Genomic DNA, 22,355 nt, shown 5'->3' with positions numbered 1-22,355 from the left:
CGCCGATGACCACCGTCCTGATCTGCGACCACCACCGGCTGTTCGCCGAGGCGTTCGCGAGCGCGCTGCGGGCCGTGGGCGCGGACGTGCGCGTGGCGGCGGACCCGGCCGAGGCGCTCGCCGCGCAGGCCGCCGAGCCCGCCGACCGGGTGCTGATGAGCGTGCGCTTCCCCGGCGAGGCCGGCCGGGCCGCGATCCGCGAGATCCAGCTGACCTGGCCGCAGACCCACGTCGCGTGCCTCGGCGCCGACGACCCCGCGGCCGAGGAGGCGGTCGTGCTCAGCAAGAAGCGCCCGCTCACCGAGCTCGTCGACGCGGTGCTCCGCGGCACCGGCGCCCCCGAGACCCCGGCGGCACCGGCCGTCCCGCGCGCCCCGCTGCGCACCGCCCGCGTCGACGGCCAGACCCTCGCCGCGCGCTTCCTCACCGACCGCGAGCGCGACGTGCTGCGCCTGCTCGTCGGCGCGCAGCCCACCGGTCAGATCGCCGACGAGCTCGGCATCAGCATCACCACCACCCGCGGCTACGTGCAGTCGATCCTGTCCAAGCTGGGCGTCCACTCCCGCGTGCAGGCCGTCTCGTACGCGGTGCGCCACTCCGTGGTCTCCTGAGGCGGCGGTGCCGTCAGCACAGCAGCGCCAGGTCCCGCTCGATCGCCTCGCGCAGCGACCTGCGGTCCGCCCGGGGCACCCGCCACGCGCCCTCGGACACCTTCGCCAGGAACGCCCGCAGCGCGAACCGGGTGCGCACCGCCGTGTCCGGGCCGATGAGCACCACGCCGTCGGCGGCGGACTCGATGGCGAACGCCCACAGCGTCACCGTGCTGCCGGCGCTCTCGCCGAGCACCGCGGCGTGCCACGGGTCGGCGTCGCCGTTCGCCGCCGCCCAGCAGGCGACCTGCCCGAGCGCGGCGACGATGCGCGCGGCGTCCGGCACCGGCAGCAGCATCGGCGACGCGGCCCGCACGGCCACGTGCAGCGACAGCGCCCCGCAGGCGAGATCCGCCCCGGCCGCGGGCCCGGCGCCCGCCCGCACCCGCAGGCGGGCGAGCCGGCCCGCGCAGGCGCGCACCAGCGTCGTCGCGGCGGCGAACACAACTCCGGCCATACGTCGCCTCCTGCCCTCGAAGAGCACGCTACGACCGCCGCGGCGCGCCGTGCCCGTACGGGCGCACTACTCCGTTTGACCTGTCCCGCTCCGCGCGGACGGGCGTAGGCAGGAGGCATGCCGTTGCGTGGTCGTACCGCCGTCCTGGCCGGGCTGCTGGTCTCGCTGTCGGCCGCGGTCGCGGGCGCGGCCGGCGACCGCCCGGCGCGCGCCGTGACCGTGCCGCCGGTGGTGGCCGGGTGGTGGCGCACCGACCTGACCGGCGTGCCGCTCGGCACCGCCGAGGGCGCCAACCCCGTCGCCGCGGCGCTGGCGCAGCAGTGGTCGCACCACGGCGAGGGCCAGGAGGACGACTACGGCAACCCGGCCGTCGTCTCCGCGCACGCCGAGGGCCTGCCCGCGCCCCCGGCCGGCGGCGACCGGGTGATCCGCCTCGACCACCCGCCGGGCGACCCGGCCACCCACCGCAAGCTGTACAAGTCGTTCAGCGAGCGCACCTGGCCCGGCGGCGCGGAGCCGTTCCGGCAGCGCGACGGCAGCCCGGCCGACGTGTCGGGCCGCTACATCGTGTACGCGTACGTCAGCTCCGCGCGGCTGCGCCAGTCCGACCGCGGCTGGATCAACCTGGCCCAGCTCAAGGAGGGCTACGCCACGGCCGGCGGCGTGCAGACCAGCGACCCGTCCTGGTGGCTGGTGCTGTACCAGCGCGACGGCCGGCAGTTCCTCGACCTGGCGCACTGGAACGAGGGGCGCATCGCGGGCCGCCGCGCCGACATGGCGCCGTACCTCGACCGCTGGGTGAAGATCGAGCTGCGCGTCCGCCAGCACGACCGGATCGAGGTCCACCTCGACGACGAGCTGTTCGACGTCGGCCGGCACGAGCAGTACCCGGTCGGCCGCATGCACCACGCCGGCCGGCCCGGCCCCGACGGCACCGCGGTGACCCGCGAGGAGGGCTGGATCTTCGGCGCCGGCAACTACTCCGACCCCGCCGACCCGGGCGCGGGCAGCCTCGTCCACGTGGGCCTGGCGACCGTGCTCCCGCTCGAGTAGGACAGCCGATGCGCCTGCGCCCCACGGCGGCCGTGACCGCCCTCGCCCTGCTCACCGCCGCCTGCGCGCAGCCGGGCGCGGCCACCCCCGCCGCCGTGCCGCCCGCGCCCAGCGGCGCGCTGTGCACGCTGCCGTCGGTCGCGCCGGCGCTGAGCACCCTGGACTGGGAGTCGGCGCGCCAGCAGACCGTGCCCGGCGACCCGCCGCAGGGCTGGGCCGGCGAGTACGACGCCGGGCTGGTGCACCCGGACAACCGCCAGCCGCAGCTGCGGGTGGTGCGCGCCCCGGACCCGGTGCGGGCCGGCGGCGCGGCCGCCCGCTTCGAGCTGCGCCGCGACGACCCGGTCATCAACAGCGGGACCCGCGCCGAGCTGTCCGCCCCGATCGAGCCGAGGAACGCCGAGCGCTGGTACGCGTTCAGCGTCTTCCTGCCGAGGACGTGGGCGCGCGACCGCTCGCCGGAGATCATCGCGCAGTGGCACCAGCACCACTCGGTGCCCGGCAACCCGCCGCTGGCCATCGCCACCTACCGGGGCCAGTGGGAGATCCAGACCGCCTGGGACGGCCACGAGGACGCCGCCCGGGTGGGCGCGTACCGCACCGGCCGGTGGACGGACTGGCTGGTGCACGTGAAGTGGTCCACCGGCGCTGCCGGCGTGGTGCAGATCTGGCGCGACGGCGAGCCCGTGCGCGGCTTCGCCGACCGGCGCGGCCCGAACACCTACCGCAGCGACCACGGCGTGTACCTCAAGGTCGGCATCTACAAGTGGGACTGGTCGCAGAAGCGGCCGACCGACACCACCCGCCGCTTCCTCTACCTGGACGAGCTGCGGATCGCCCAGACCCGGGCCGGTGTCGCGATCCCGCGGGCCGCGGAGGCCTGCTACCGGCCGAGCAACCCGTAGAACACGCCGAGGTGGTGGGCGGCCGCCGCGGGGGAGTGGTCGCGCAGGTAGCGCTCGCGGCCCGCCGCGCCGTCGCGGCCCGCCGCGGCCGGGTCGGCCAGGTACGCCACGAGGGCCGCCGCCAGCGCCGCCGCGTCGCCCGGCTGCACCACCCGGCCCGCGCCCGCCAGCATGCCCGGCATCGCGCCCACCGCCGTGCCCACCACGGGCCGGCCGGCCGCCATCGCCTCCAGCACGAACATCGGCATCGCCTCGGCCCGGCTCGGCAGTACCGCCGCGCGGGCCTCGCCGAGCAGCTCGCGGACGCGCGCCGGGGGCACCGCGCCGAGCGCGCGCACGCCCGGCACGCCGTCGGTGGCGACGCCGCCGGCGGGGCCCGCGACGACCAGGGTGGCGTCCGGGACCGCCCGCAGCACCGCCGGCCAGGCGGCCAGCAGCACGTCGACGCCCTTGCGGTGCGACACCTCGCCCGCGAACACGACCGTGGGCGGCGCCGCGGCCGCGCCGGTCGCCGGCCGCCAGTCCGCCGGCACCGGGCCGGGGTTGTGCAGCAGGGTCACCGGGGTGCGCGGGGCGAGCCGCCGGACGGCCGCCAGGGCGCCGTCGTTGAGCACCGCCACGCCGTCGGCGGCGCGCAGCACCGCCGCGTACACCGGCCGCCAGAGCCCGGTGCGGCTGGTCGCCACGAAGTCGGAGCCGTGCACCGTGACGAACACCGGGCGGCGCAGCGCGGCCGCCGCGCGCACCAGGGCGCCCTCGCGCAGGAACGCGCCGCGGTGGCTGAGGTGCACGTGCACCACCGCGCCGCGGGGCAGCCCGGCCAGCCGGCGCAGCGCCGCCAGGGCGGGCGCCGCGCCCGCCGCGCGGGCGTCCGGGCGCCACGTCGGCAGCGTCCGCACCGTGGCGTGCGGGGCCAGCAGCTCGGCGTACGTGCGGATCACCGTCTCGATCCCGCCGACCGCGGCCGGGTCGGGGCCCACCTGGGCGATCGTCGGCCAGGTGAGCGACGAGGTCGTGGGCCGGCTGGGGCGCGTGCGGGACTCGGTCGTCACCCGCGGATCGTCCCCCGCGCGCGGGGGACCCCGGACCCTGCATCAGAACTAGTCCCGTTGCCGCATCACGCGGCGCCGCACCGCTCGTAGCGTCGGCGGCGACGTTCGAGAAGAGCCGTTCGCGGCAGCAGGGAGTCGACACCAGTGTCCATCCGTGATCTCCTCCGGACCCTGCGGCGCAATCTGGTCATCGTGCTCGCGTGCCTGGTGGCGGGGATCGGCGCGGGGGCGTTCCTCGCGCTGCGGATGCCGTCGTCGTACACCACCCAGACCCGGCTGTTCGTGTCGAGCAACGGCAGCGACTCCACCGACAGCCTGCTGCAGAACAGCAACCTCGTGCTGGACCGGGTGCCGTCGTACGTGTCGCTGGTCAACTCGCCGCTGGTCGTCAACCAGGTCGTGCAGCGCCTCGGGCTGACCGAGGCGCCGGAGACGGTGGCGCGGCGCATCGAGGCCACCAACCCGCTGCAGACGGCCCTCATCGAGATCACCGTGCGGGACACCACCGCGCAGGGCGCGTACGACCTGGCCGTGGCGATCGCCGAGACCGTGATGTCGGTGGTGCAGGGCATCGAGACGTCCGCGTCGGGCTTCGTGCCGGTGAAGGTGACCGTGGTCAGCCAGCCGGAGCTGCCCGCCCGCCCCGACCTCGCCGGGCCCGCCTGGCGCCTCGGCCTGGGGCTGCTGCTGGGCCTGGCGATCGGCGCCGCCGTGGCCGTCGCCCGGGAGCTGTTCGACTCCCGGCTCAAGGACCCGGAGCAACTGCGCACCAAGCTGGGCCTGCCGCCGCTGGCCGTCATCGCCACCGGCGCCCGGCCCGAGCGGGTGCCGTCGCCGCTGGAGGACGCGTTCTGGACGTCGTCGGCCAGCGAGGGCTTCCGGCAGCTGCGCACCAACCTGCAGGTGCTCGTCGGCTCCGGCGGCCTGCGCTCGATCGTCGTCACCGGGCCGCACACCCCCGACGGGGCGGCGACGGTGGCGCAGAACCTCGCCATCGCGCTCGGCCTGGCGAAGGTCGACGTGCTGCTCGTCGAGGCCAACCTGCGCAACCCGCGGCTCGCGGCCACGTTCGGCATCGCCGAGGACGACCCGGGAGCGGGCGGCCTGTCCGCCGTGCTGGCCGGCACCGAGAGCCTCGACATGGCCATCCACTCCTGGCGCGACGGCACCATCCACCTGCTGCCCGCCGGCCCGCTGTCGATGACGTCCAGCGAGCTGCTCGCCTCCGACGCCATGGAGGACCTGCTCGGCCGGCTGGAGCGCCGCTTCGACCTGATCGTCATCGACGCGCCGCCGCTGCTGGAGGCCGCCGACGCCGCCGTGCTGGCCACCCGCGCCGACGGGGTCGTGCTGACCGTGCGGCACCGCGGCACCCGCTGGGACGCGGTGTGGCGGGCGGTGCAGTCCCTGCACGACGTGCAGGCCCGGGTGCTCGGCGCCGCCGTGCTGGCCAAGGGCCGCATCCCCGACGTGGCGCCGGGCGACGCGGCGCTGCGGGTGCCGGTGGCGTCGTCGCGCTGGGCCGGTGGCGTGCCCGCCCAGCGCGACGGCGCCGCCGCGCCGCCCCGGCGGCCGCTGCGCTCGGTGCCCGACCTGCCCAGGGCCGTCATCCTGCCGCCCGCCGACGTCACCCGGCCGATCCTGCCGATCCTGCCCGCCCGCGGCGTCGCCGCGGTCGGCGAGAACCACCGCGACCCGCACCGCCGGGACCAGCACGAGGAGAACCAGGCATGACGCACTCAGCTGTCGACTCGCGGCGCGTGGTGGTGGTCGGGCAGGGCTACGTCGGCCTGCCGCTGGCGATGCGCGCCGTCGAGGTCGGCCACCGGGTCACCGGCTACGACGTCGACACCAACCGCACCAAGCTGCTCAACGCGTCCGAGTCGTTCGTCGAGGACGTCCCGGCCGCCGTGCTGGAGGCCGCCCACACGTCCGGCCGCTACCAGGTGTCGTCGGAGGCGCGCAGCTGCGCCGGCTTCGACGTCGCCGTCATCACCGTGCCGACGCCCCTGCGGGACGGCAACCCGGACCTGTCCTACGTGGAGAGCGCGGCCCGCACGCTGGGCCGGTTCCTGCGCCCCGGCGCCACGGTGGTGCTGGAGTCCACCACGTACCCCGGCACCACCGAGGAGTTCGTCGCCCCGATCCTGGAGGAGGTGTCCGGCCTGGTCGCCGGCGTCGACTTCCACCTCGGCTACAGCGCGGAGCGGATCGACCCGGGCAACCGGACGTGGACGTTCGTCACCACCCCGAAGGTGGTCTCCGGCGTCGACGAGCGCTCGCTGGCCGCCATCGACGCGTTCTACGCGGGCCTGGTCGACCGCACCGTGCCGGTCGGCTCGCCCCGGGAGGCGGAGCTGGCGAAGCTGCTGGAGAACACGTTCCGGCACGTCAACATCGCCCTGGTCAACGAGGTCGCGATGTTCGCCCACGAGCTGGGCATCGACATCTGGTCGGTGATCGACGCCGCCGCGACCAAGCCGTTCGGGTACATGCGGTTCACGCCCGGCCCCGGCGTCGGCGGGCACTGCCTGCCGATCGACCCGTCGTACCTGTCGTGGCGGGTGAAGCGGTCGCTCGGGCGCAGCTTCCGGTTCGTCGAGCTGGCCAACGACATCAACGAGCACATGCCCGACCACGTCGTGCACCGGCTGATGGTGGCGCTCAACCGCTCGCACCGCTCCGTCAACGGTGCCCGGGTGCTGCTGCTCGGCCTGTCGTACAAGCCGAACACCGGCGACGCCCGCGAGTCGCCGGCGGTGTCGGTGGCCCAGCAGCTGCTGACGCTCGGCGCGGAGGTGCGCGGCGCCGACCCGTACCTGCGTGAGGGCCACGTCGACCGGGTCGTGCGGGTCGACCTGACCGCCGAGGAGCTGACCGCCGCCGACGCCGTGGTGGTGCTCACCGACCACGACGCCTTCGACTACGACCTCGTCGCGCAGCACGCCTCGTACGTGCTGGACTGCCGCCGCCGGGTGCCGCGCGACGCCGCCGCCCAGGTGGAGCTGCTCTGATGCGCGTCGTCTGCGTGGCCGCGGCCCGGCCCAACTTCATGAAGGTCAAGCCCGTGCTGGACGCGCTGGAGCGCACCGGCGCCGAGGGCGTGCTGGTGCACACCGGCCAGCACTACGACCGCGCGATGAGCGACGTGTTCTTCGCCGAGCTGCGGCTGCGCGCCCCCGACCACCACCTCGGCGTCGGCTCGGGCAGCCACGCCGAGCAGACCGGCCGGCTGATGACCGCGTTCGAGCCCCTGCTCGACAAGGTGGAGCCGGACGTCGTGCTCGTCGTCGGCGACGTCAACTCCACCCTGGCCTGCGCCCTGGTGGCGGCCAAGGCGGGGGTGCGGGTGGCGCACGTCGAGGCCGGGCTGCGCAGCCGCGACTGGTCGATGCCGGAGGAGGTCAACCGGGTCGTCACCGACCGGGTCAGCGACTACCTGTTCGCGCCGTCGCCGGACGCCGTGGCGAACCTGCGCGCCGAGGGCTACCGCGCGGACCAGATCCACCTGGCCGGCAACGTCATGGTCGACACCCTGCTGGCCAACCTGGACCGGGCCCGCGGCACCGGCGTGCACGACCGGCTCGGCCTCACCCCCGGCGGGTACGGGCTGGTCACCCTGCACCGGCCGGCCAACGTGGACGACCCGGCCCGGCTGGGCGCCCTGCTCGGCGCGCTGGGCGAGATCGCCGCGGACTGCCCGCTGGTGTTCCCGGTGCACCCGCGCACCCGCCGGCTGCTCGACGGCGCCCCGCTGAGCCCCGCGATCACGCTGATCCCGTCGGCCGGCTACCTCGACTTCATCGCCCTGCAGGCCGGCGCCCGGGTGGTGCTCACCGACTCCGGCGGCGTGCAGGAGGAGACGACCGTGCTGGGCGTGCCGTGCCTGACGCTGCGCGAGAACACCGAGCGGCCCATCACCATCACCGAGGGCACCAACACCCTCGCCGGGGTCGAGCCGGCCGCGGTCGTGGCCGCCGCCCGCGCGGTGCTCGCCGACCCGCCGCCCGCCCGCCGCCCCGCGCTGTGGGACGGCCACGCGGGCGACCGCATCGCCGCCGTCCTCGCCGCGGACCACGGCCGAGCCCGCCCGCGCCCCACCGACCTCGCCTGACCGCACGCCCCAGGGAGAGACCGTGACACCTCGGAACCCGTCCAGCGACGTCGAGACGCCCGCGCGGGTCGCCGCCCTCGACCCGCAGGGCCAGGCGCTCGTGCGGCGGCTGCTCGCCGTCGCGGTGCGCGGCCTGCCGCTGATGTACCTGCCCGGCGCGGACGAGTTCGCGTTCACCCGGGCCGGCTCCGAGCGGCACCTGGAGCTGCGCGGCACCAGCTACCGGTACGCGGCGATCGTCGCGCTGGGCGCGCACTTCCTGCCCGAGGCCGAGCAGCGGGCCGTGCTGGGCGGGCACACCGCGGACGCGTTCACCGACCTGCTGGTGCGGCGGCTGCCGGAGACCACCAACCTGGGCGACGCCGCGCTGGTGGCGTGGGCCGCGGCGCAGGCCGGCCGGCCCGGGCTGGACGAGGCGCTGCGCCGCGCCGGCGAGCTGGACGACGCCCAGCCCCGCCAGTACGTCGTCGAGACGTCCTGGCTGGTGTCGGCGCTCGCCACGGCCCGCGGCGCCGCCGACGTCGAGCAGCGGCTCGCCCGGGCCCGCGGCCGCCTGCTGGGCAGCCGGCAGGGCGCGGGACCGCTGTTCCCGCACGGTACCGACCGCGGGATGCTGCCCTGGTACCGCAGCCACGTCGGCTGCTTCGCCGACCAGGTGTACCCGATCCAGGCGCTCGCCCGGTTGCACGCCTCGGGGGACGACCCCGAGGCGCTGGCGGCCGCCCGGGCGTGCGCCGAGCGCATCACGAGCCTCCAGGGCGCCGAGGGGGAGTTCTGGTGGCACTACGATGCGCGCACCGGCGGCCTGGTCGAGGAGTTCCCCGTCTACAGCGTCCATCAGCACGCGATGGCGCCGACGGCACTCCTCGACCTGGCCGAGGTGTCCGGTGACGACGTCCTGCCCTCGGTGCGGCGCGGACTGTCCTGGCTGGAGCGTCCCGGCGCGGAGCCGATGATCGCCGACGAGCTCGGCATGGTGTGGCGCAAGGTGTACCGCGGCGACCCGAAGAAGCTGGCTAGGGCTATCAACGGCGTCAGCACCCGGCTGGCGCCCGGCGTGCGGCCCGTCCGCCGCCCCGCGCACCCCACCGCCGTCGACCGCGAGTGCCGCCCGTACGAGTTCGGCTGGCTGCTGTTCGCCTGGCTCGGCGCGGTCCGCCCGGGCGGTGCCCGGTGACCCGCTCGATCCCGCGCCCCCGCGTCCCGCTGCCGGTCGAGCAGCCGGCCCGGCGCCGCCTGCTCGGCGTCGGCGTCGACGCGCTGACGATGGAGCAGACGGTCGCCAGCTGCGTCGCCGCCACCGCCGAGTCCCGGCAGCTGGAGATCGGCGTGGTGAACGCGGCGAAGATGGTGAAGATGCGCAGCGACCCCGCGCTGCACGCTGCCGTGTCCGGCTGCGACCTCATCGTCGCCGACGGGCAGGCCGTCGTGTGGGCCAGCCGGCTGCTGCGCGCGCCGCTGCCCGAGCGGGTCGCCGGCATCGACCTGTTCCTCAACCTGCTCGCCGAGGCGGAACGGCGCGGCCTGTCCGTGTACTTCCTCGGCGCCCGCGCCGACGTGCTGCAGCGCACCGTCGCCGAGCTGAAGCGCCGCTTCCCGGCGCTGCGCGTCGCCGGCAGCCGCGACGGCTACTACGCCGACGCCGACGCGCCCGCCGTCGCCGACCGGATCGCCGACAGCGGCGCGGACCTGCTGTTCCTCGGCATGACCTCGCCGCGCAAGGAGCGCTTCGTCGCCGAGTACGGCCGGCGCACCGGCGCGAAGGTCGTGCACGGCGTCGGCGGCTCGTTCGACGTCGTCGCGGGCGTGGTCCGCCGCGCCCCCCTCGCCTGGCAGCGGGCGGGACTGGAATGGCTGTACCGGGCGCTGCAGGAGCCACGGCGGCTCGGCGGCCGCTACGTGAAGACCAACGCGGTCTTCGTGGCCCTGGTGCTCGCCGACCTCCTCCGGCCCGCCCGCCGCCGGGGCCCCCGCGGCGGCCGCGGGTGACCACGGCGCCCCCCGTCGTCGTGGAACCGGCCGCCGCGGGGCCGGCCCCGCGCCCCGCCGTCGCGCAGGCCAGCGTCCCCGCCACCGCGGGTCGCGGCCCGATCGCCCTGCTGCTGCTCGCCGTCGCGCTCGCGGCGGCCGTGCCCGTGCTGCCCGGCAAGCTGCTGCTGCTCGACGTGGCGGTGCTGCTGGCGCTGCCGCTCATCGCGTCCACCCTGGTCACCGACCGCCGGTTCGGCTGGCCGGTGCTGGTGATCGGGGCGTGGGGGCTGGGCCTGCTGTTCGCCGACCTCGCCGCCGGCAACGGCCCGCGCGTCGGCCAGCACATGGTCGCCGCGTTCGGCATCCTCACGCTCAGCGCCGCGCTGGTGCGGCTGTCGCGCAACGACCCGGAGCGGCTGCGGCTGCTCATCGCGGCCCTGGCCGTGGGCGTCGCCGTCGGCGGCCTGAGCACCGGCGAGGCCGGCCCGACCTCCTACCTGTACCCGAATGGTCCGCCCGCGACCCCGGCGATCCTGTGGAAGTACAAGCTCGCCGAGCCGATCAGCATCGCCGTGCTGGCGCTGTGCGACATCCGCTGGCGGGCCGGCTCGCGCACCCCCACGTTCGCCGCGCTGATCCTGCTCACCGCCGCCGACATCGTCTGCGACCTGCGGTCGCTGGCCGTCGCCACGCTGTGCGCGCTCGCGCTGGCGGCCATCGCGGCGACCAAGCGGGTCCGGCTGCGCCCGGCCACGATCATCGCGCTCGGCGGCATCCCGTGCCTGCTGCTGGTCGGCGGGTTCTTCGCGGCGGCCAAGGCCGGCTGGCTGGGGGAGCGGTCCGTCGAGCAGTTCCGCGGCGGCGCCCAGGTGGACTTCTGGACCATCATGGCCAACGGCCGGCCCGAGGGCCTGCAGGCGCTGTACCTGATCTCCGAGAAGCCGTACGGGTGGGGCTCGCAGCCCGGCATCGACAGCGTCACGTTCGCCGAGTCGCTCACCTTCATCAACGAGCACAACGTGACCGTCGACGTGAACCTGCCCAAGGACTGGATCGTCAAGACCGACCCCGGGCTCGCCGCGCACTCGCAGGCGCTCGACACCGTCGTGCAGGCTGGGCTGCTCGCCGTCCCGTTCTGGATCTTCCTGCTGGCGGTGGGGCTGCGCCGGGCGATGACGGCGATCCGGCTGCGGGCCGGGCCGCTGATCGCCTTCTGGACCGTCGCCACCGGCTGGAACCTGCTGTTCGAGCCGCTCGTCTGGCCCAACCACCTGCTCATGGCCGGCTACCTGGCCGTGGTGCTGCTGCCGCTGCCCGGCCAGGCGGAGCTGCGTCCCGAGGAGGCCCGGTGACCGCCCCGCGCATCGCCGTGCTGGTGCCCACCCTGGAGTCGGCCGGGGCCGAGCGGGTGGCCCGGGCGCTGGCCGAGCGGTTCGCCGCGAGTGCGCACGTCACCGTCGTCACGTTCGACCCGAAGCTGAGCCGCCGGGAGCTGGCCCGCGCCGGCGCCCTGCCGTGGGCCGGCCGCGTCCCGGCCGGCTGCGCGCACGACCACCTGCCCGCCACCGGGTCCGGCATCCCGCGGCTCGGCGTGCTGGCCGCCCGGTTCGCCGCGCTGGCCCGGCGCCGCCGCTTCGACGTCGTGTACTCGTTCCTGACCTACCCCAACGTCGTCGTGGCGGTGGCCCGGCTGCTCGGCCGCGGCCGGTACGTCCACGTCGCCAGCGAGCACGCCCTCGCCGACAACCTGCGCGCCAACGGCCGCGGCCCGCGCCTGCTGGCCGGCGCCCTGCCCGTGGTGTACCGGCTGCCCGACCACATGGTGGTGGTCAGCGACGCCGCCCGGCGCAGCCTGCGCGCCGCCGGGGTGCTGCCGCGCCCCGAACGCGCCGTCACCATCCCCAACCCCATCGACCTGGCCGCGGTCGAGGCGCTCGCGGCCGGCGAGAGCCCGGGTGCGGGCGCGCGGGGCGGCGACGGCCCCCTGGTCGCCTGCTTCGCCCGCCTGCACCCGCAGAAGGACCACCGCACCCTGCTGCGCGCCCTCAGCCTGCTGCCGGCGCCGTTCCGGCTGCTCGTCGTCGGCGACGGGCCGCTGCGCGCCGAGCTGGAGCGGCACGCCGCCGAGCTCGGCGTCGCCGACCGCACCGAGTTCCGGGCGGCCGTCGACAACCCGTACCCGCTCATGCGCCGCGCCGACGTGCTGGCACTCACCTCGCGCGAGGAGGGCTTCGGGCTGGTCGCCCTCGAGGCCGCCGCGCTGGGTGTGCCGTTCGTCGGCACCGCCGTCGGTGGGCTGGCCGATCTGTGCGACCGGCTCGGCCAGCCCACCGTCCCGCCCGGCGACGCCGAGGCGCTGGCCGCCGCGATCGCCCGGCTGGCCGCCGCCCGCCCCGCGCCCGTCGCGCCGGACCGGCTGCGCCCGTACGACCTGCCCGCCGTCGCCGACGCCTACCGGGCCCTGGGGGCCGCGCGATGACCGCCACCGCCGCACCCGAGGTGGAGCGCCCGGGCGCGCCGCGCCGCGGCATGCTCATCGGCCTGCTCGTCAACGGCGGCGCCCGGGCGCTGCTCGTCGCCACCCCCGCCGTCACGCTGCCGCTGGTCACCGGCGGGCTCGGCACCGTCAACTACGGCGCGTACGCCGTCATCACCGCGATCGCCGCGTTCCTGCCGTGGGCCGACTTCGGCGTCTCGCTCAGCATGGTGACGTCGGTGTCGCAGGCGTCCGGGCGCGGCGACACCGCCGGGATGCGGGCCGTCGTGTCCACCGGCCTGGCCATGCTGCTCGGCGTCGGCGCGGCGCTGCTCGCCGGCAGCGTGCTGCTGTGGGCGCTGGTCGACTGGCGGTCCGTGCTCGGCCTCACCGACCCCGGCGTCACCGCCGACGTGTCGCTCGCCGTGCTGTTCGTCTTCCTTTCGTTCGCCGTCGGCATCCCCGCCAACCTCGGCATGAAGGTGATGCTGGGCCTGCAGATGAACCGGGCGTTCGCGTTCTGGCAGGCCGCGTCGGTGCCCGTGGTCATCGCCGCGGTCGCCGGCGGCCACGCCCTCGGCGCCAGCCTGCCGTGGTTCGTGCTGGCCACCGTCGGCACCCCGAACCTGATGGCCGTGCTCGCCTCGCTGTGGCTGTTCCGCCGCGCCCGGCCGGACATCGCGCCGCGCCTGGCGCTGGCCGAGCGGTCCCGGCTGCGGCCGATGCTGTCGCTCGGCGCCGCGTTCGCGGTCAACAGCATCGCCTGGGCCGTCGGCTACTCCACCAGCAGCATCGTCATCTCGCACGCCGTCGGCGCCGAGGCGGCCGGCGTCTACAACGTCAGCGAGCGGCTGTCGTCGGTCGGCTTCATGGTGTTCGAGAGCCTGCTCCTGCCGCTGTGGCCGATGTTCGGCGCGCGGCTGGCCGCCGGCGACTACGCGGGCACCCGGCGCAACGTGCGCACCGCCGCGCTGGTCAGCACCGTCGTCGGGCTGGTGGTGTCCGCCGCGTTCGTCTGGGCGGCGCCGCCGGTCATCCGGGTCTGGCTGGGCGAGGCCTACGTGCCGTCGCAGGGGCTGCTGCTGGCGCTGGCCGTCTCCTCGGTGATCCAGTTCGCGGCCGAGCCGTTCGGCCTGGTGCTCAGCGGCGCCGGCGCGAAGCGGTTCCTGCTGGTCAGCGCGCTGCTGATGGCGGTGACGACGCTGCCGCTGTCGATCTGGCTGGCGGACGCCGTGGGCGTCGCCGGGCCCACCTGGGCGCTGTGCATCAGCCTGACGGTGTTCGTGCTGGCCCCGTCGGCGTACTACGCCCACCGGCACACGGCCGCGCCGGCCACCGAGCCGGTCACCGGGCCGGTCACTGCGCCGAATTGACCAGCGCCCGCCGGTCCTTCAGCCGCCGGTACACGGCCGCCGCCCGCGGCGTCGCCCACGCCGCCGCCTGCCCGACCGCCCCGGCCGGCATGAGCACCAGCTCGCCCAGCGGCCGCCGGTCGGGGAACAACTCGTGGGTGATCGTCTCGCTCAGCCCGGTGCACGAGTCGATGACGGCGAACCGCTCGTCGGCGTGGAACCGGGTCAGCAGCGTCGACAGCACCTGCACGCCGGGGGAGAACCGGCGCAGGTCCTCGTCGTAGGTCGTCTTGAACGCGAACAGCGTGTCGCCGGCGAGCATCAGGCAGTCCCAGGCGACCGGGCGGCCGCCCGCCTCCAGGCTGGTCAGCCACAGGGCGCCCTGGGCGGCCAGCCGGTGGCAGGTCTCCCGGAAGAACTCGGCGTGGCCCGGCCGGCACGCGATGGCGGTGCCCTCGCGGCCCTTCCAGCCGGCCGCCTCCATCGCCAGGAACCCGTCCACGGCGGCGTCCAGGTCCCGGCCGTCGGCGAGGTGCTCCACCAGGCGTACCTCGCCCAGCTCGGCGGCGAGCAGCGCGGCGTTGCGGCGCAGGTTCTTGCGCCGGCTCGCGCTCAGGTCGCCGAGGTAGGTGGGCTCGGGCCGGCGCCGCACCACGGGCCGCTCCCGCCGGCCCAGGGTGACGGCCCGGCGCGCGCCGGGGCCCAGCGCCGCCCGCAGCGCGGCCGCGACCGGCCCGTCGAGGCCCAGCAGCCCCAGCGCCGTCACGGGCGCGACGGCGTCGAGCGCGCCCAGCGCCGCCCGCCAGGTGTCCGCGGGGGCGTCCGGCGCGACCAGCGGCGTGCCGAGGTAGCAGTAGTCGTGCCGCCAGGTGGCCACGGTGGGCAGCGGCAGCCGCCGGTAGGTGCGGGTGCGCACGACGGGCAGCGCGAAGCGCAGCTGCCGGCCGTGCTCGACCACCGCCAGGGCGATCCCGGCGCCGGCGCCGAGGCGGCGGGCGGCGGGCAGCACCACGTCGGGGCCGAGGAAGGCGTTGGCCTCCAGAGCGGTGTGCCCGAGCTCGCGCCACCGGTCGATCAGTGCGGCGCCGAGCTCGGACAGCGGGATCAGCCGGGCGGACACGTCGGTACCTCCTCGGGTCAGGCCGCGCGGCGCAGCAGCTGCTTGACCGCGGGCGGGGTGCGCCGCGACGCGAGCCGGTAGAACCGGTACGGCGACTGGCACAGCCGCACGTACGGGAACCGCAGCCCGTGCGGCAGCAGGTCGACGGTCTCCAGGGTCTGCTCGCCGGTGGCCAGCCGGTACTTGTACGAGCCGGTGCCCGGGCCGAGCGACAGCCGCCGCAGCCCGGTCTGCGCCGCGTGCCGCACGCCCTCGACGAGCAGCAGCAGCGACGGCGAGCAGCGCGCCCACGCCTCGTCGAAGCCGCCGAGCCAGTAGTGGGTCTCGTCGCCCGCGGACACGAACAGCGCGGTGCCGACCGCGGCGCCGTCGACCTCGGCGGTCCACAGGTGCAGCCGGCCGGGGCCGGCCGACCGGCCGGCGCCGCGCAGCATCGCCACCACCTCCGGCGTCAGCGCGGCCGAGCCGCCGCGCTCCTGCCAGCGGTCCATGTGCAGCCGGACGAAGTCGTGCAGCGCCGCGTCGTACTCGGCGGGGGAGGCCGCGCGGCGGAACGTGCCGCCGGCCTTGGCGAAGTCGCGCTGGCGGGCGCGGATCTGCTGGCGGAAGTTGCGGCTGCGCCCGGCGAGCCATGCGTCGTAGCCGCCGGCGGGCAGGTCCACGTACGGGGCGCGGGTGGTGCTGACGGGGGCGAGGGCGGGGCGCCGGCCGGGCCAGTTCTGCCGCAGCAGGGTCGCCCACGCGCCGTCGGCGGGCACGTCCTGCAGCGCCAGCACGTCGACGGCCTCGCCGCTGTCGCGCAGCGCCGCGCCGATCGCGGCGGCGACCTCGGCGCGGCGGCCCGGCGCGGTGACCGGTTCGGCGAACGACGAGGTGACGTCGGCCAGCAGCCGCCAGGTGGCGATGCCGAACCGGTCCCGGGTGACGTAGAACGGGGCCATCGCGACCAGCTCACCGGCGTCGCGCACGGCCACCGCCCGCAGCTCCGCGCCGGCCGGGCGGGCCGACGCCCACCACGGCAGCGCCCACGCGGGCGCGCAGTACGGCCGGGCCGCCGCCACGGCCGCCGCGTCCCACCCGGCCCGCTCGCGCTCCAGCTGGGCGGGGTCGGTCAGGATCTCGGCGGACAGCGCCACGTCAGCGTCCCCTCAGGAAGAGCTTGGCGGCCAGGCGGGCGCCGAAGTCGCGGTCGGTGACGCCCACCCGGGGGCGGGCGTACGTGTCGGCCAGGCCGGGGGCGCGGTTCACCGCGCAGGCGTACGCGTAGCCGGCCTCCCGGACCGCGCGCACGGCGGCGCCGTCGACGGAGCCGTACGGGTAGCAGAAGGTGCGCGGGGGCTTGCCGAGCAGGTCGGCCAGGGCCCGGCGGCTCGCGGAGACCTCGCGGCGCAGCACCGCCGGGTCGCAGCCGGCCAGGCGGGCGTGGGTGACGGTGTGCGAGCCGATCTCGTAGCCCTCGCCGGCGAGCATGCGCAGGTCGTCGGCGGTCATCAGCTCGCGGCGCGGCGGCGGGTCCCACGCGTTGACGCCGCCGAGCAGGCCGGTGACGGCGTAGAAGGTGGCGCCGAAGCCGTGCCGGCGCAGCTCGGGCAGGGCGTGGGTGAGCACCTCGTGGTAGCCGTCGTCGAACGTGATGCCGACCAGCCCGGCGGTGGAGCCGCGGGCGGCGGCGTCGCCGAGCTCGGCCATGGAGACGCCGCGCAGGCCGAGCGCGGCCAGGGCGGCCATCTGCTCGGCGAAGCGCTGCGGGGTCACGTACAGGTCGAACGGGTCCTCGGCGACGGTGCCGACGGCGTGGTACATGAGCAGGGGCGGCCGCCCGGCGCAGGCGGTCACCAGGCGGCCGCGGACGCTGCTCCGTCGTGCCGTACCGGCGCGTGCCGTACTCGTCACCCGCTGAACCCCCTCGACGCACCCGGATCGCTGAGGTCAGCGTGCCGGGGCCCGGGCGGGGCGGGAACGTCCAGGGGGACTAGCGCAGCTGCGGGGTCACGGCCCCGGCGAGGGCGCGGCCGGCGTCGACGGCGGCCTCGTGCGCCGTCTTGCGCATGACGTGGGCGACCTCGGCGAAGTCGTCGAGGGCGGGGTTGACGCCGACGAGGGTGAACTCCCGCTCGACGAGGGTCAGGTCGGCGCCCCACACGTCGGCGACGATGCGGCGCAGGTAGTCGGTGTTGTGGTCCCAGCCCTCACGCGGGGTGCCGGGCCCGTACGCGCCGCCGCGGGTGGTGAGCACGGCGACGGGCCGGCCGTCGAGGAGGCGCTCGCCGTGGAAGCCGCCCGCGAGGGCCAGGTCGATCCAGGTCTTGACGTGCTGGGAGACGCCGTAGTTGTAGAACGGCAGGGCCAGGATGGCGGCGTCGGCGTCGCGCAGCTCCTGGGCGAGCGTGCCGGCCAGGGCGAGCGCGTCGCGCTGGGCGTCGGTGCGCTGCTCCTCGGGCAGGTACGAGCCCTGGATGGCGTGCGCCCAGGCGTCGGCGGGCAGGGGGTCGGCGCCGAGGTGGCGCCGGACGACCGCGACGCCGGGCCGGGCGGCGACGGCCTCGGCCTCGGCGAGGTCGGCCAGCTCGCTGCTGGCCGAGCGCGGGCCCTGGATGCTGGCGTCGATGCGGAGGATCGTCACCGTGGCTCCTCAGTTCGAGTTGAATGTTCAAACTGAGCATGGCACGGCAGGATTGAACATTCAACTCGCGGGAGATCGCTATCGTGTGACCGTGAGCACCCCTGGCGGCGACGACGTCCCCTGGCTGACGACGGACGAACGGCGCGCGTGGATGGCGCTGACGACCATGATCATGACGCTGCCCGGCGCGATCGACGCCCAGCTCAAGCGCGACTCCGGCATCAACTTCTTCGAGTACTCGATCCTGGTCATGCTCGACCGCTCGCCTGGCCGCGCGGTGCAGATGAGCGTCCTCGCGCTGTACGCGGGCGGGTCGCCGTCGCGGCTGTCGCACGCCGTCAGCCGCCTGGAGCGGCACGGCTGGGTCGGTCGCCGGCACGGCGAGAACCGGTGCGTCGAGGCGGTGCTCACCGACGCCGGCGCGGCCGCCCTCGTCGCCGCGGCCCCGGGGCACGTGCGCGAGGCCCGCCGGCTGGTCGTCGACGCCGTCGACCCCGCGCAGATCGGCACCCTCGAGCACCTGTGCCGGCAGATCGTGCAGGCGGCCGCCCCCGAGACGGGCGCCCGGCTGGAGGAGAACCTCGCCAAGGGCGACGGCGCCCCGCCCGACACGCCCTGCTAGGGCCGGTCGGTCACCGCGCCCTCGCGCAGGGCCAGGGCCACCGCCTCCAGGGTGGTGTGCACGCCGAGCTTGCTCAGCATGTGCTGCGAGTGGCTGCGCACCGTGTTGACCGACACGTCGAGCTTCGCCGCGATCTCCCGCCGGCTCAGGCCCCGCGCGGTGAACTCCAGGATCTGCCGCTCGCGGACCGTCAGCCGGTCGATCGGGTTCTCCCGGGCCGCCGCGTCGCCCCCGCCGGCCGCGAGCACCCGCAGTACCCGGGCCAGCACGGCCGGCGGCAGCCACGCCTCGCCGCGCGCCGCCGCCACCACGACGCCGGCCAGCTGCTCCAGGCCGATCTCCTTCGGCGCCCAGCTGATCGCGCCGGCCGCGACGGCCGCCGCCACCCGCTCCGGGTCCGAGTCGCCGGAGATCGCCACCACCGCCGGGGCGTTCTCGCGCCCGGCCAGGTCGCGGATCAGCGCGAGCGCGTCCCAGCCCTCGCTGTCGGTGGCGGCGACCACCACGTCGTCGTCCACCCCGGCGGCGGGCGGCGCGTGTGCCGCCCGCGCCGCCGCGATGCCGGGCTGGTGGACCAGCGCCTCCGCGAGGCCCTGCGCGAGCGCCTGCTCGCTGTCCACGATCAGGACCCGGATGGCAGTCTGCATGTGATCACTGTCGCGCATGCCGGCCGCGGCCGCCCGAGCGGTCCGGACTTCACCGCCGGCCGAGGGCGATCCAGGTGTCGACCACGGTGTCCGGGTTCAGCGAGATCGAGTCGATGCCCTGCTCCAGCAGCCACGCCGCCAGGTCGGGGTGGTCGCTCGGGCCCTGGCCGCAGATGCCCACGTACTTGCCGCGCGCCTTGCAGGCGGCGATGGCGGCCGCGATGAGCTGCTTGACCGCCGGGTCGCGCTCGTCGAACGCCGCGGCCACCAGGCCCGAGTCGCGGTCCAGGCCGAGGGTGAGCTGGGTCAGGTCGTTCGAGCCGATCGAGAAGCCGTCGAAGTGGTCGAGGAACGCGTCGGCGAGCAGCGCGTTCGACGGGATCTCGCACATCATGATCACCTCGAGGCCGTTCTCGCCGCGGCGCAGCCCGTGCTCGGCCAGCAGCGCGACCACGCCCTCACCTTCGGCCACGGTGCGCACGAACGGAATCATGATCTTGACGTTGGTCAGCCCCATCTCGTCGCGCACGTACCGCAGCGCGGCGCACTCCATCGCGAAGCACTCGGCGAAGTCCGGCGACAGGTACCGCGACGCGCCCCGGTAGCCGATCATCGGGTTCTCCTCGTGCGGCTCGTAGAGCTCGCCGCCGACGAGGTTCGCGTACTCGTTGCTCTTGAAGTCGCTCATCCGCACGATCACCGGCTCCGGCGCGAACGCGGCCGCCAGCATCGACACGCCCTCCGCGATCCGGGTGACGAAGTAGTCGCGCGGGCTCGGGTACGCGGCCACCGCCTCGTCGACCTGCTCGCGGACCCGGCCGGTCAGCGACTCGCGGTCCAGCAGCGCCTTCGGGTGGATGCCGATCTGCCGGTTGATGATGAACTCGAGCCGGGCCAGGCCGATGCCCGCGTGCGGCAGCCGGGAGAACGCGAACGCCTGGTCGGGCGTGCCCACGTTCATCATGATCTTGACGTCGATCGCCGGCATCTCGCCCCGGTCGGACTCCTCGACCACGAAGTCCAGCGCGCCGTCGTACACGAAGCCGGTGTCGCCCTCCGCGCAGGAGACCGTGACCTCGCGGCCGTCGGTCAGCGTGCGGGTGGCCTGGCCGGTGCCCACGACGGCCGGGATGCCCAGCTCGCGGGCGATGATCGCGGCGTGGCAGGTGCGCCCGCCCCGGTTCGTCACGATCGCCCCGGCCCGCTTCATGATCGGCTCCCAGTCGGGGTCGGTCATGTCGGCGACCAGCACCTCGCCCGTGCGGAACTCGTGCATGTCGGCCGCCGACGCCAGCACCCGCACCGGGCCCGCGCCGATCTTCTGGCCGATCGCCCGGCCCTCCACCACCACCGTGCCGCGCTGCGGCAGGCTGAACCGCTGCTGCGCGCCCGCGCCCTGCCGCGACTTCACCGTCTCCGGGCGCGCCTGCAGGATGTACAGCCCGCCGTCGACGCCGTCCTTGCCCCACTCGATGTCCATCGGCCGGCCGTAGTGCCGCTCGATCGTCACCGCGTGCCGGGCCAGCTCCTGCACCTCGGCGTCGGTGAGGCTGAGCAGCCCCCGCTCGGCCGCCGGCACGTCGACGAACGCGGTGCCGCGCTCGGCGTACACCATCTTGGTGGCCTTGCCGCCGATGCCGCGCTTGAGGATCGCCGGGCGGCCCGCCGCCAGGGCCGGCTTGTAGACGTAGAACTCGTCCGGGTTGACCGCGCCCTGCACCACCGCCTCGCCCAGGCCGTACGACGACGTGATGAACACGGCGTCCGGGAAGCCCGACTCGGTGTCCATCGTGAACATCACGCCCGAGGCCCCGACGTCGGCGCGCACCATCCGCTGCACACCCGCCGACAGCGCCACCTCGTCGTGGGCGAAGCCGTGGTGCACCCGGTACGCGATGGCCCGGTCGTTGTACAGCGACGCGAAGACCTCCTTGACGGCCGTCAGCACCGCGTCGATGCCGCGCACGTTGAGGAACGTCTCCTGCTGGCCCGCGAACGACGCGTCCGGCAGGTCCTCCGCCGTCGCGCTGGAGCGCACCGCCACCGGCAGCTGCGCGTCGCCGTCCGCCAGCCGCTCGTACGCCGAGCGGATGTCCGCCTCCAGGTCCGCCGGCAGCGGCTGCTCCACCACCGCCGCCCGGATCCGCGCCCCCGCCTCGGCCAGCCGCCGCACGTCGTCGGTGTCCAGCCCGGCCAGCTCGGCGGTGATCAGGTCGCCGAGCCCGCCGGCGACGAAGTCGCGGTAGGCGTCGGCGGTGGTGGCGAAGCCGTCGGGCACGCGGACCCCGGCCGCCGCCAGGTTGCCGATCATCTCGCCGAGCGAGGAGTTCTTGCCGCCGACCTGGTCGAGGTCGGCCATGCCGAGGTCGGCGAACCAGCGGATGCGCGGGGACGGGGTGTCAGGCATTCTCAGCTCCGTTGCTTGAACGTCTGCAGGATGACGGTGGACATCTCCTCCACGGACTTGGCCGAGGAGTCGAGCGTGGGGATGCGGTGCCCGCGGTACAGCGCCTCCGCGCGCCGCAGCTCGTACGTGCACCGCTCCAGCGAGGCGTAGGAGGAGCCGGGCCGGCGCTCCTGGCGCACCTGGCTGAGCCGGGCGGGGGTGGTGGTCAGGCCGAAGCAGCGCTCCCGCAGCGCGCGCACCGGCCGGGGCAGCTCGGCGTCGTCGAAGTCCTCCTCCACCAGTGGGTAGTTGGCGACGAAGACGCCGTGCTGCAGCGCCAGGTACATGGTCGTGGGCGTCTTGCCGCAGCGTGACGGCCCGATCAGGATCACGTCCGCCTTGTCGAGGGCGCGCAGGCTCTGCCCGTCGTCGTGCTCGATGGCGTACTCGACGGCCGCCATCCGGGCGTTGTAGCGCCGCACGTCGCCCATGCCGTGCAGCCGGGCGGCCAGCCGCACCCCCTTGTGGCCGAGGATGCCCTCGACCCGTTCCAGGTGCAGGTCGAAGAAGTCGATCAGCGGGCACACGCTCTTGTGCAGCTCCTGGCGCACCTCGGTGACGGCCGTCGTGGAGAACACCAGCGGGGTGACCGGCCCGGCGGCGGCCGCGTCGAGGATCGCCACCACCTTGCGGGCCTCCTCGACCGTCACGATGAACGGGAACAGCCGCCGCTCGAAGTGCAGGTCGGGGAACTGCAGCAGCAGGGCGTTGCCCATCGTCTCCGCACTGATGCCGGTGCTGTCGGAGAGGAAGAACACGGGGACGGGCGGCTGCTCGCTCACCGCTCCATTCGACCATCCGGACCCGCCCCATGGGGCAGTGAGATTCGCCCTTGTGACCGCGCGGGCACGCTCCGTCGGCCGCGCC

Annotated in this window: 21 protein-coding genes; 12 read left to right on the top strand and 9 right to left on the bottom strand. The window is 75.7% G+C overall.

Annotated features, from left to right (window positions below):
* Positions 1–5: 5 nt before the first annotated feature.
* Positions 6–611, top strand: a complete 606-nt coding sequence (locus Sya03_RS21395) for a helix-turn-helix transcriptional regulator (RefSeq protein ID WP_203940146.1) — start codon at positions 6–8, stop codon at positions 609–611.
* A 13-nt stretch (positions 612–624) separates the two neighbouring features.
* Here Sya03_RS21395 and Sya03_RS21390 read toward each other — a convergent pair whose 3' ends face one another.
* Complete coding sequence (locus Sya03_RS21390; protein WP_203940145.1) at positions 625–1,107, bottom strand: hypothetical protein; 483 nt, start codon at positions 1,105–1,107, stop codon at positions 625–627.
* A gap of 117 nt (positions 1,108–1,224) precedes the next feature.
* Here Sya03_RS21390 and Sya03_RS21385 point away from each other — a divergent pair, with 117 nt between their 5' ends.
* Together Sya03_RS21385 and Sya03_RS21380 are read left to right on the top strand one after the other, a co-directional pair.
* Complete coding sequence (locus Sya03_RS21385) at positions 1,225–2,160, top strand: hypothetical protein (protein WP_203940144.1); 936 nt, start codon at positions 1,225–1,227, stop codon at positions 2,158–2,160.
* Positions 2,161–2,168: 8 nt separating this feature from the next.
* Positions 2,169–3,065 carry a polysaccharide lyase family 20 protein gene (locus Sya03_RS21380; RefSeq protein WP_203940143.1) on the top strand — a complete coding sequence of 299 codons (897 nt, stop codon included), beginning with the start codon at positions 2,169–2,171 and terminating at the stop codon, positions 3,063–3,065.
* Here Sya03_RS21380 and Sya03_RS21375 read toward each other — a convergent pair.
* Entirely contained in the window at positions 3,044–4,117 is a 1,074-nt protein-coding gene (locus tag Sya03_RS21375; protein WP_203940142.1) for a glycosyltransferase family 4 protein, read from the bottom strand. The genes Sya03_RS21380 and Sya03_RS21375 overlap by 22 nt on opposite strands.
* 144 nt (positions 4,118–4,261) lie before the next feature.
* Between Sya03_RS21375 and Sya03_RS21370 the strand changes: the two genes are divergently transcribed.
* The 8 genes from Sya03_RS21370 to Sya03_RS21335 are packed head-to-tail and all read left to right on the top strand — an operon-like array spanning position 4,262 to position 14,051.
* A complete protein-coding gene (locus tag Sya03_RS21370) occupies positions 4,262–5,851 on the top strand; it encodes a tyrosine-protein kinase domain-containing protein (protein WP_203940141.1) in 1,590 nt (529 codons plus the stop codon).
* Positions 5,848–7,131, top strand: coding sequence for a nucleotide sugar dehydrogenase (locus tag Sya03_RS21365; protein ID WP_203940140.1), 1,284 nt, complete (start codon positions 5,848–5,850; stop codon positions 7,129–7,131). Before Sya03_RS21370 ends, Sya03_RS21365 begins: the two co-directional genes overlap by 4 nt.
* Entirely contained in the window at positions 7,131–8,231 is a 1,101-nt protein-coding gene (gene wecB, locus Sya03_RS21360; RefSeq protein ID WP_203940139.1) for a non-hydrolyzing UDP-N-acetylglucosamine 2-epimerase, read from the top strand. Before Sya03_RS21365 ends, wecB begins: the two co-directional genes overlap by 1 nt.
* Positions 8,232–8,253: 22 nt before the next feature.
* Positions 8,254–9,408: a hypothetical protein gene (locus Sya03_RS21355; RefSeq protein WP_203940138.1), complete on the top strand. Its 1,155-nt coding sequence runs from the start codon at positions 8,254–8,256 to the stop codon at positions 9,406–9,408.
* Positions 9,405–10,220 carry a WecB/TagA/CpsF family glycosyltransferase gene (locus Sya03_RS21350; protein ID WP_203940137.1) on the top strand — a complete coding sequence of 272 codons (816 nt, stop codon included), beginning with the start codon at positions 9,405–9,407 and terminating at the stop codon, positions 10,218–10,220. The genes Sya03_RS21355 and Sya03_RS21350 overlap by 4 nt, the downstream gene beginning before the upstream one ends.
* Complete coding sequence (locus Sya03_RS21345) at positions 10,217–11,554, top strand: hypothetical protein (RefSeq protein ID WP_203940136.1); 1,338 nt, start codon at positions 10,217–10,219, stop codon at positions 11,552–11,554. The genes Sya03_RS21350 and Sya03_RS21345 overlap by 4 nt, the downstream gene beginning before the upstream one ends.
* The gene (locus Sya03_RS21340) at positions 11,551–12,681 is read left to right on the top strand and encodes a glycosyltransferase (RefSeq protein WP_203940135.1); all 1,131 of its coding nucleotides are present in this window, start codon (positions 11,551–11,553) and stop codon (positions 12,679–12,681) included. The genes Sya03_RS21345 and Sya03_RS21340 overlap by 4 nt, the downstream gene beginning before the upstream one ends.
* Positions 12,678–14,051, top strand: a complete 1,374-nt coding sequence (locus Sya03_RS21335) for a lipopolysaccharide biosynthesis protein (protein WP_203940134.1) — start codon at positions 12,678–12,680, stop codon at positions 14,049–14,051. The genes Sya03_RS21340 and Sya03_RS21335 overlap by 4 nt, the downstream gene beginning before the upstream one ends.
* Here Sya03_RS21335 and Sya03_RS21330 read toward each other — a convergent pair.
* The 4 genes from Sya03_RS21330 to Sya03_RS21315 form a co-directional block, all read right to left on the bottom strand.
* Complete coding sequence (locus tag Sya03_RS21330) at positions 14,035–15,150, bottom strand: GNAT family N-acetyltransferase (protein ID WP_203940133.1); 1,116 nt, start codon at positions 15,148–15,150, stop codon at positions 14,035–14,037. The two genes, Sya03_RS21335 and Sya03_RS21330, sit on opposite strands and share 17 nt — an antisense overlap.
* A 17-nt stretch (positions 15,151–15,167) precedes the next feature.
* Positions 15,168–16,286 (bottom strand): GNAT family N-acetyltransferase, encoded by a 1,119-nt coding sequence (locus tag Sya03_RS21325; RefSeq protein ID WP_203940132.1) that lies wholly within the window; start codon positions 16,284–16,286, stop codon positions 15,168–15,170.
* Between the two features lies 1 nt (position 16,287).
* Entirely contained in the window at positions 16,288–17,043 is a 756-nt protein-coding gene (locus Sya03_RS21320; protein WP_203940131.1) for a polysaccharide deacetylase family protein, read from the bottom strand.
* 79 nt (positions 17,044–17,122) lie between these two features.
* Positions 17,123–17,773: an FMN-dependent NADH-azoreductase gene (locus Sya03_RS21315; RefSeq protein ID WP_203940130.1), complete on the bottom strand. Its 651-nt coding sequence runs from the start codon at positions 17,771–17,773 to the stop codon at positions 17,123–17,125.
* 91 nt (positions 17,774–17,864) lie between these two features.
* Between Sya03_RS21315 and Sya03_RS21310 the strand changes: the two genes are divergently transcribed.
* Positions 17,865–18,395, top strand: coding sequence for a MarR family winged helix-turn-helix transcriptional regulator (locus tag Sya03_RS21310; protein ID WP_203940129.1), 531 nt, complete (start codon positions 17,865–17,867; stop codon positions 18,393–18,395).
* Here Sya03_RS21310 and Sya03_RS21305 read toward each other — a convergent pair.
* From Sya03_RS21305 to Sya03_RS21295, 3 genes are read right to left on the bottom strand one after another with little or no spacing between them, the layout of a single operon-like run.
* On the bottom strand, positions 18,392–19,042 hold the full coding sequence (locus Sya03_RS21305) for a response regulator transcription factor (RefSeq protein ID WP_203940128.1): 651 nt from the start codon (positions 19,040–19,042) through the stop codon (positions 18,392–18,394). The two genes, Sya03_RS21310 and Sya03_RS21305, sit on opposite strands and share 4 nt — an antisense overlap.
* Before the next feature lie 49 nt (positions 19,043–19,091).
* On the bottom strand, positions 19,092–21,449 hold the full coding sequence (gene ppsA / locus Sya03_RS21300) for a phosphoenolpyruvate synthase (protein ID WP_203940127.1): 2,358 nt from the start codon (positions 21,447–21,449) through the stop codon (positions 19,092–19,094).
* Between the two features lie 2 nt (positions 21,450–21,451).
* Complete coding sequence (locus Sya03_RS21295; RefSeq protein WP_203940126.1) at positions 21,452–22,270, bottom strand: pyruvate, water dikinase regulatory protein; 819 nt, start codon at positions 22,268–22,270, stop codon at positions 21,452–21,454.
* Between the last annotated feature and the right edge of the window lie 85 nt (positions 22,271–22,355).

Source organism: Spirilliplanes yamanashiensis, assembly GCF_016863475.1.
In the GTDB taxonomy this organism is placed as follows: Bacteria; Actinomycetota; Actinomycetes; order Mycobacteriales; family Micromonosporaceae; genus Spirilliplanes; species Spirilliplanes yamanashiensis.
Note: the sequence above shows the minus strand (reverse complement) of the source record. Positions and strands in the feature narration are given on the sequence as shown.

Excerpts from the sequence above, each read along its gene's own strand:
- Sya03_RS21305 (WP_203940128.1), bottom strand. The coding sequence starts at position 19,042 with ATGCAGACTGCCATCCGGGTCCTGATCGTGGACAGCGAGCAGGCGCTC.
- Sya03_RS21335 (WP_203940134.1), top strand. The coding sequence starts at position 12,678 with ATGACCGCCACCGCCGCACCCGAGGTGGAGCGCCCGGGCGCGCCGCGC.
- Sya03_RS21365 (WP_203940140.1), top strand. The coding sequence starts at position 5,848 with ATGACGCACTCAGCTGTCGACTCGCGGCGCGTGGTGGTGGTCGGGCAG.
- Sya03_RS21395 (WP_203940146.1), top strand. The coding sequence starts at position 6 with ATGACCACCGTCCTGATCTGCGACCACCACCGGCTGTTCGCCGAGGCG.
- wecB (WP_203940139.1), top strand. The coding sequence starts at position 7,131 with ATGCGCGTCGTCTGCGTGGCCGCGGCCCGGCCCAACTTCATGAAGGTC.
- ppsA (WP_203940127.1), bottom strand. The coding sequence starts at position 21,449 with ATGCCTGACACCCCGTCCCCGCGCATCCGCTGGTTCGCCGACCTCGGC.
- Sya03_RS21380 (WP_203940143.1), top strand. The coding sequence starts at position 2,169 with ATGCGCCTGCGCCCCACGGCGGCCGTGACCGCCCTCGCCCTGCTCACC.
- Sya03_RS21385 (WP_203940144.1), top strand. The coding sequence starts at position 1,225 with ATGCCGTTGCGTGGTCGTACCGCCGTCCTGGCCGGGCTGCTGGTCTCG.
- Sya03_RS21390 (WP_203940145.1), bottom strand. The coding sequence starts at position 1,107 with ATGGCCGGAGTTGTGTTCGCCGCCGCGACGACGCTGGTGCGCGCCTGC.